This window comes from Kitasatospora sp. NPDC057015 (assembly GCF_042673745.1).
Taxonomy (GTDB): domain Bacteria; phylum Actinomycetota; class Actinomycetes; order Streptomycetales; family Streptomycetaceae; genus Kitasatospora.
On sequence record NZ_JBHUSG010000011.1, the window covers coordinates 222,019 to 229,091 of the forward strand.

Sequence of the window (7,073 nt, forward strand, 5' to 3'; positions counted from 1 at the left end):
TGCGACATCATGCCCATCCGCGAATCTGATCCCATCCAGCACGAGGACGGCTCCCCGAGGGAGCTGACCGTGGTGGACCTGTTCTCCGGGGCCGGGGGCTTCACCGCTGGCCTGACCAGGTCGTACCGGCCGGCGGGCGCGGACCGTAGCCCGTTTCGCAGCATCGCGGCGGTGGAGTTCGATGAGGCCGCCGCGGCGACCTACGCCGCCAACTTCGGCGGGCACGTGGCCAATGTGGACATCACGGGCTGGCAGCCGTCGGAGGAGGCCGGGAAGGCCGACGTCATCGTGGGCGGCCCCCCATGCCAGGGCTTCTCGGGCCTTGGCAAGGAGGATCCCGACGATCCGCGCAACCTCCTCTGGAAGGAGTATGTGCGGGTCGTCCAACAGATTCGTCCGAAGATCTTCATCATCGAAAACGTCGACCGCTTCATGCGCTCCCCACAGTTCGCGGACCTGGAAAGCGCCCTGGACGACGACAGGCTCGGCGATTATCTGATCGTTCCCGCGGTGCTCAACGCGGCGGACTACGGAGTGCCGCAGGCACGGCGGCGGGCGATCGTGATCGGCACCCGCAAGGACGTCATCGCGCGCCACCCCAGTCGCCGCCCGCTTCGGCACCCCGAGCCGACCCACGCCCGCACGCAGGACCTTACTGGGCGGCCGCTGTGGCGCACAGTGCAGGCGGACGTCTTCGACCTGGTCCCGAAGACCGTTGACGGGCTCGACCTGCCCGACGGCCGGGAGACGGGGGAAGGCGTCCCGGGGCCGTACAGGACCACCGAGCTTCACATCGGCCGTACGCCCCGACCGCTTTCGCTGGCCCGCTACGCCGCGATCCCGAAGGGCGGCAATCGAAAGGACCTGCGCCACAAGACGGCGCTCATCGAGGGTGAGGTAGTCCCGCTCTCGACCGTGAGCTGGGACCGCCACAACAACGGCTCGGGCGACGTGATGGGGCGCCTGCACGCCGACCGGCCCTCGGTGACCATCCGGACGGAGTTCTACAAGCCGGAGAAGGGTCGCTATCTGCACCCGACGGCGGATCGGCCGATCACCCACCTTGAGGCCGCCCTGATCCAGGGCTTCCCACCGGACTTCAAGTGGCACGGGTCGAAGATCCAGATCGCCCGCCAGATCGGCAACGCGGTTCCGGTCGGGCTGGGCGCCGCGATCGGTAAGGCGATCGACGAGTACCTGTCGGCGTGCGACCGACCTTCTGTCTGAACCCGGCGTACAGGCCGCCTCGTCCGCTGCCCTCCTGGTGATCTCACCGGGAGGGCTTCTTTATGCCTGTGAACTGCCGAGATCCAGTGAGACAGATGGAGATGTACTGTCTCCGTCTTGAGATGGATGGATCTCCACGGGCGCCCTGCCGTGAGCCTCGCCCTATGGATACTCCCCATGGCAGGAGGGCCGAGAGCCCTCTGCAGGCGGCCCCCCTGGGGCGTACGGCCGGCCGTATCGCTCAGCCGCCGCCGTCGGCGCCCGCCCCCCACCGCCCTCCGTTCCCCGGGACGGCCGTCCCGCCGTGCCGACGGGGGTGCGGGATCGTACCGTCGGACCGTGGTCGTGCGCGGGTGCGTGCGGCCGTCGTCCGATCTCCGGGAGACAGACATGACGCTCAAGCTGGGTGTGCTCGCTCTTCTCACCGCCAAACCGGGGCGGGAGGCGGAGGTGGCGGAGTTCCTCAGGGGCGGTCGCGCCGTCGTGGAGGAGGAGGCGGGGACGCGGGTCTGGTACGCGTTCCAGGTGGACGGCGCCACCTTCGGGATCTTCGACGCGTTCGCCGACGAGCCGGCCCGGCAGGCTCATCTGTCCGGCCGGATTCCGGCGGCGCTGGCCACGGTCGGCGACGACCTGCTCGCGGCGGCGCCCGACATCCGGCTCGTCGACGTCCTCGCGGTGAAGGGGTCCGAGTGACCCGCGGGACGAGGAGCCGGAGACGGCGGCGGGGGTGCCGGGGCGGTGCCGGGCGTTCGAGCCTTCGGGATCCGACGGGGGTGGGGGCGGGCCGGACACACCGGGAGTAGCCGCCCCGTCGCCAGTTGCTGCTACCTGTAGTCAAAGAGCGAGAATCGGCAGGTTTTCTGTTCATAAGTCGAAGCATTGCTGTCGGTTCGCTTCCGAAACCGCCGGGTGTTGGCTTACCTTCGGGGGAGTCGATGCACGGCAGGCCCTGAATCGCCTGTTTGTTTATTGAACGAACAGATTGGCCGGCCAAAGGAGAGCCCCATGATCACCAGCACTGACGCTGGCGTATCCGCCAGCAGCGCGACGTCGGAGGAGTCCGACCGGGCGACCGGCAGGATGTGGATCAGGACGTACCGGGTGGACGCGAACGGGCAGCCGACGGGTCAGCAGGAGTCGCCGGCCGAGTACACGCCGGTGAACCCCGCCCCGCTGGCGAGCGGCTACTGGCCGCCCTGCGCCTGCCCCCAGCATCGCGCCGCCTAGCACTTCCTCAGGCATCGGCACTTCCCGGCACCGACAATTCCTGGCACCGGCACTTCCCGGTACGGGCACTTCCCGGCATCGCCCGACCGACATGGCGGCCACCCGCGGGCAGCGCGACTGCGACACGGCCGAAGAAGGCGCGACGCGCGAAAGGCCCGGTGCAGCTGCACCGGGCCTTTCGCGTACTTCTACTACTTCGCAGTAGCGGGGACAGGATTTGAACCTGCGACCTCTGGGTTATGAGCCCAGCGAGCTACCGAGCTGCTCCACCCCGCGTCGGTAGGTAGAACACTACGGCATGAAACCGCTCCGGCCGACCAGGTTCTCCGCCGGCCGCGTCCGCGGGCCGCCCCGATGCCCTCCCGAGGCGGCCCGGACGGGCCCGGAGCGTCCCGGAACCGCTCAGGCGCAGTGGAAGCGGGCGGCCCCCCAGTCGGCGTGGTCGCCGGTCTTGGTGCCCACCACGGTGGCCTTCAGGTGGACGTCCCGGGCGCTGCCGAGCGGGACGTCCACCGCCAGCGGCGGTGTCTGCCAGGTGAGGGTGGGCGAGGTCCAGAGCGTCACGCCGTCCGCGACCACGGAGAGGACCACGTCGCCGTAGCCGTTGATCTCGTCGTCGACGCCGACCGTGGCGGTGAACGAGGAGCAGTGGCCGCCGGTCTGCACGGCGATGTCGGAGTCCGCGTGCACACCGATGCCCTTGGCGTAGGTGGTGCCGTTGAGGGTGAGGGCGTGCCCGTCGGCCGCGCCCTGCTCGCCGTTGCTGCGGTCGCGTTCCGCCGGGCCCCAGCCGTTCACCGAGGAGGTCCACGGCAGGTCGCTCGCCCAGCTGTCGGTGGTCGGCCCGGGCTGGGTGGCACTGCCGCCGACCGCGCTCGCACCGTCGAGCACGAGCTGGAACGCGGTGGCCGTGCTGAGTGCGGCCGTCTTCACCTGGATCACGCCACTGCGGTCGGAACTGTCGTACCACCAGCCCTCGGTGGCCGCATCGAAGGCCGACTTGGTGCTCAGGTGCGGGAGTTGGCGCCCGCCCAGGCTCACGGTGCCGGGCGCGGTGGTGCTGTGCACGGTGAACAGGTACGGCCGGGAGGCCTGTTTGCCGGTGAAGTCGCCGACGCTGGCGGAGACGTCGATCCGGACCAGGCCGGCGCCGGTGGTCGGCGCGTCCACCACGGCCGTCTGCTGGGCCGATCGCCCGGCCCGGTGCTCGCGGGTGACGCCGTCGTCCTCGTACAGGGCGAAGGAGCTGCGGCCCTGCGGGTAGACGTCCCAGGCGAGCGGTGAGTCGGCGGTGCGGTCCTGATAGGAGCTGATGCCGGGCCACATCGGCACCGCGGCACCGGCCTTGACGAACAGCGGCAGGGTGTCGAGGGGTGCGCTGTAGCCGTTCACGGTGGTCGGGCCCTGGTAGCTGCGACCGGTCCAGTAGTCCACCCAGGTGCCCTTGGGGAGGTAGATCCCGTCGCGTACCGAGGTGTCGGCGTAGACCGGCGCCACCAGGAAGTCCTGGCCGCTGAGGAATTCGTACTTCACCGCGTCGGTGGCCGTCACCGGGTCGTCGGGGTACTCCAGGGCCAGCGGGCGGACCGGGCCGACGCCGGTACGGCCGGCCTCGGCGGCGTAGCTGTACATGTACGGCAGCAGCGATTCCTTGAGCTTGAGGTACTTGCGGTTGATCGAGGTGTACGGCTCGCCGTACTTGTACGGCTGCTTGTCGCTCGGTGCCCAGCCGTCCATCGACATGACGGCCGGGAGGAAGGACTTCCACTGCAGGTCGCGGGTGTAGGTCTTGGCGCTGCCGCCGAAGATGCCGTCCACGTCACCGGTGTTGTACGCCATCCCGGACATCGTGGCGCCCGCGTAGGTCGGGATCTGCCAGCGGATGTAGTCCCAACTCCCGGACTGGTCACCGCTCCACTGCACGCCGCAGCGCTGCGCGCCGGACCAGCTCTCGGGGGCCCAGGTGAAGCCGCGGGCGGTGCTGTTGGCCTCGATGCCCTGGTAGGCGTCCTTGCAGCCGTCCAGGGCGAACTTGTAGCCGCCGCCGACCCAGGCGACGTCGAGCTTGGCCACCCGCTGGCCGGCCCGGACCTGGTCGGCCAACTGGCTGAGCCCGTTCTCGGTCCACAGGCCGAGCTGCATCCCGCGCTGCTGGAGGCCCTGGGCGGTCTGGGCGAGGTTCTCGTAGCCGCAGCCGTAGCCGTCGTTGACCAGCATCCAGCCGTTGGGCATGTCGTTGGCGACGTAGTCGTCGGCGACCTTCAGGGCGTCCAGGGTGTGCCGTTCGCCCCGGTTGGCGTTGTGCAGGTAACAGTCCGAATCGCCCATCTCCAGACCGTAGACGGGCGGCAGGAAGGGCTTGCCGGTCAGTGCGGTGTACTGGCCGATGACGTCCTTGGGGCCCGGCCCGGCGAAGTAGTACGCGTCGAAGCGCATCTCCTGCTCGGTGGCCTTCACGGGGCTGGTGAAGGCGTAGGTGCCGGGCGCGTAGGTGTTGCGGTAGACGCCGTAGCCGGCCGTGGAGAGGTAGAACGGGACGGAGTTGGGGTGGCCGCCCTCGTTCCAGTTGCCGTCGACGCCGACCTGGACGGTGCGGTCCCGGTAGGTGAAGGAGCCGTTCTGCTCACCGGTGCCGAAGAACTGCTCGGCGGAGCCGCGGGCCAGGGTCTGGGTGGTGGCCTTGCCGTCCCAGGAGAGCGGGGCGCTCTCCTCCCAGACCTTGCTGCCGTCGGCCCGGTACAGGGCGAAGCGCAGGGCGGACTTGTAGGCGCGCAGGGTGAGCGAGGCGGTCGAGAGCTCGTAGCGGTCGCCGGCGTCGCGCCAACTGCTGGTGGGCGCGGGGCCCTGCGGCAGCACGATGTCGGTACCGGTGGGATCGGTGAAGGTCCCGGTCGGGGCGAGTTCGATCCGGAAGACCTGGTCGGTGACGAAGCTGACCCGGGCCTTCGCGGCGCCCGCGCCGAGCGTGTAGACGGCGCCGTTGGCGGCGAAGGCGGTGACCGCGCCCACCGAGGTGGTGGCGGCGGCCGCGGGCGTGCTGAGCGCCGGGCCGGCCGTGACGCCGCCCACGGCGAGGGCGGCGGCGAGGACGAGGGTGGCGCCGCGATGCTGGATTCGACGGCGGTGGTGCAAAGTTTTGCGCACTAGGACCCCTTGGTCGGCAGAACTGAGCATTGATGGTGCAGATATAGCGCAGATGACCGGGTCGTGACAATGCCGTCGACCGCATGGATCGAGTGACGGTCATCGCGAAGGACTGCGTGACGGTGCCTGAAGAGGCCGTCATTCACGCAGAACAGCGCACGTGGGATGGGTCGGTGGCGGTACGCACCTCAACCGGGCGTTCAATCCCGGGAGTTGCGGCTCGGCCTCGATGCGGGCCCGACCCGGACGCCCCGCACGCGCACCGCGCACGGTCTCTCGTACGCCTCCCTCGCGGGCGCACCGCGCACGCCTGCCCTGCGCGCGAACTCCGCTCCGGCTCGCGGCGGTTGCTGAGGAACTCGCTCGGGCGCCGTCCGGCGGCAGTCGCGCGCGCAGGCGTGAGCCGGCCGCGGCGGGCAGGGGCAACCTGCCCGTACGCGGGTGGGGCCGGCGGGTGTCGGTGCTACTTGACGGATCCGGCGGTGAGGCCGGAGACGACCTGTCGTTCGATGAAGGCGAACAGGACGATGACGGGGAGGATGGCGACGACGGATCCGGCGAAGAGGTAGTTCCACTGGACGGTGTAGTTGCCGATGAAGTTGTTGATGCCGACGGTGAGGGGTTGGCTTTCGGGGACGGTGGTGAGGCGTAGGCCCATGACGAATTCGTTCCAGGCCGAGATGAAGGTGAAGATCAGGGCGGTGACGATGCCGGGCATGGCGAGGGGGATGGTGACGCGGCGGAGGGCGCCGAGTCGTCCGAGGCCGTCGATCTGGGCTGCTTCCTCCAGTTCGACGGGGATGGAGGAGATGTAGGCGGTGAGGATCCAGATGGCGAAGGCGAGGTTGAAGGCGGCGTTGCAGATGATGAGGGTCCAGACGGAGTTGAGCATGCCGAACTGGAAGAACTCGCGGTAGAGGCCGACGAGGAGGGAGGTGGGTTGGAACATCTGGGTGACGAGGACGAGGAGGAGGAAGAGGGTGCGGCCGCGGTATTTGATGCGGGCGGTGTAGTAGGCGGCGGGGAGGGCGACGAGGAGGACGAGGAGGGTGGAGCCGGCGGCGACGAGGAGGGTGACGCGGAGGTTGCCGCCGAGGGTGGAGTCGGTCCAGACCTTGATGAGGTTGGACCATGCGAAGTGGCTGGGGAGGTAGCCGGCGTCGCGGAGTTCGTCGGCGGGCCGCAGGGCGGTGACGATCATCTCCAGGTAGGGGATGAGGAAGAGTGCGGCGAGTAGCCAGGCGACGGCGGTGATGACCAGGGTGCGGGGGCGGATCGTCCTGCGGGGCCTGGTGGTTGCGGTGCCGGCGGTGCCGGTGGGGGTGCGGGTGGCCTTGGTGGGGCTCTTCGCGAGGGTGCCGGTGTCTGCGGTGCCGTTGCCGGTGTTTGCGGTGTCGGTGGTGGTGGGGTGGGTCATCAGTTGTCTCCCTCGTTCCAGCGGCTGACCTTGAGGAAGAGCAGCACCATGATGA

5 protein-coding genes and 1 tRNA gene are annotated in these 7,073 nt (G+C 69.5%); 3 read left to right on the forward strand and 3 right to left on the reverse strand.

The genetic code is table 11. The annotated features are described in order from the left end of the window. Positions 1–9 precede the first annotated feature (9 nt). The 3 genes from ACFTWP_RS14225 (at position 10) to ACFTWP_RS14235 (ending at position 2,457) form a co-directional block, all read left to right on the forward strand. On the forward strand, positions 10–1,227 hold the full coding sequence (locus ACFTWP_RS14225) for a DNA cytosine methyltransferase (protein ID WP_380264785.1): 1,218 nt from the start codon (positions 10–12) through the stop codon (positions 1,225–1,227). A gap of 390 nt (positions 1,228–1,617) precedes the next feature. Continuing rightward, positions 1,618–1,923, forward strand: a complete 306-nt coding sequence (locus ACFTWP_RS14230) for a putative quinol monooxygenase (RefSeq protein ID WP_380264786.1) — start codon at positions 1,618–1,620, stop codon at positions 1,921–1,923. Positions 1,924–2,235: 312 nt separating this feature from the next. Next, entirely contained in the window at positions 2,236–2,457 is a 222-nt protein-coding gene (locus ACFTWP_RS14235; protein WP_380264787.1) for a hypothetical protein, read from the forward strand. A gap of 202 nt (positions 2,458–2,659) precedes the next feature. Here the strand turns inward: ACFTWP_RS14235 and ACFTWP_RS14240 are convergent. The 3 genes from ACFTWP_RS14240 to ACFTWP_RS14250 form a co-directional block, all read right to left on the reverse strand. Continuing rightward, a tRNA-Met gene (locus tag ACFTWP_RS14240) sits at positions 2,660–2,733 on the reverse strand. Between the two features lie 126 nt (positions 2,734–2,859). Then, positions 2,860–5,601 carry an NPCBM/NEW2 domain-containing protein gene (locus ACFTWP_RS14245; RefSeq protein ID WP_380264788.1) on the reverse strand — a complete coding sequence of 914 codons (2,742 nt, stop codon included), beginning with the start codon at positions 5,599–5,601 and terminating at the stop codon, positions 2,860–2,862. Positions 5,602–6,064: 463 nt separating this feature from the next. Beyond that, entirely contained in the window at positions 6,065–7,018 is a 954-nt protein-coding gene (locus tag ACFTWP_RS14250; protein ID WP_380264789.1) for a carbohydrate ABC transporter permease, read from the reverse strand. Positions 7,019–7,073: the final 55 nt, after the last annotated feature.

Bases quoted from the DNA above. Each gene is read 5' to 3' on its own strand.
- ACFTWP_RS14250 (WP_380264789.1), bottom strand. From the start codon at position 7,018: ATGACCCACCCCACCACCACCGACACCGCAAACACCGGCAACGGCACC.
- ACFTWP_RS14230 (WP_380264786.1), top strand. From the start codon at position 1,618: ATGACGCTCAAGCTGGGTGTGCTCGCTCTTCTCACCGCCAAACCGGGG.
- ACFTWP_RS14235 (WP_380264787.1), top strand. From the start codon at position 2,236: ATGATCACCAGCACTGACGCTGGCGTATCCGCCAGCAGCGCGACGTCG.
- ACFTWP_RS14225 (WP_380264785.1), top strand. From the start codon at position 10: ATGCCCATCCGCGAATCTGATCCCATCCAGCACGAGGACGGCTCCCCG.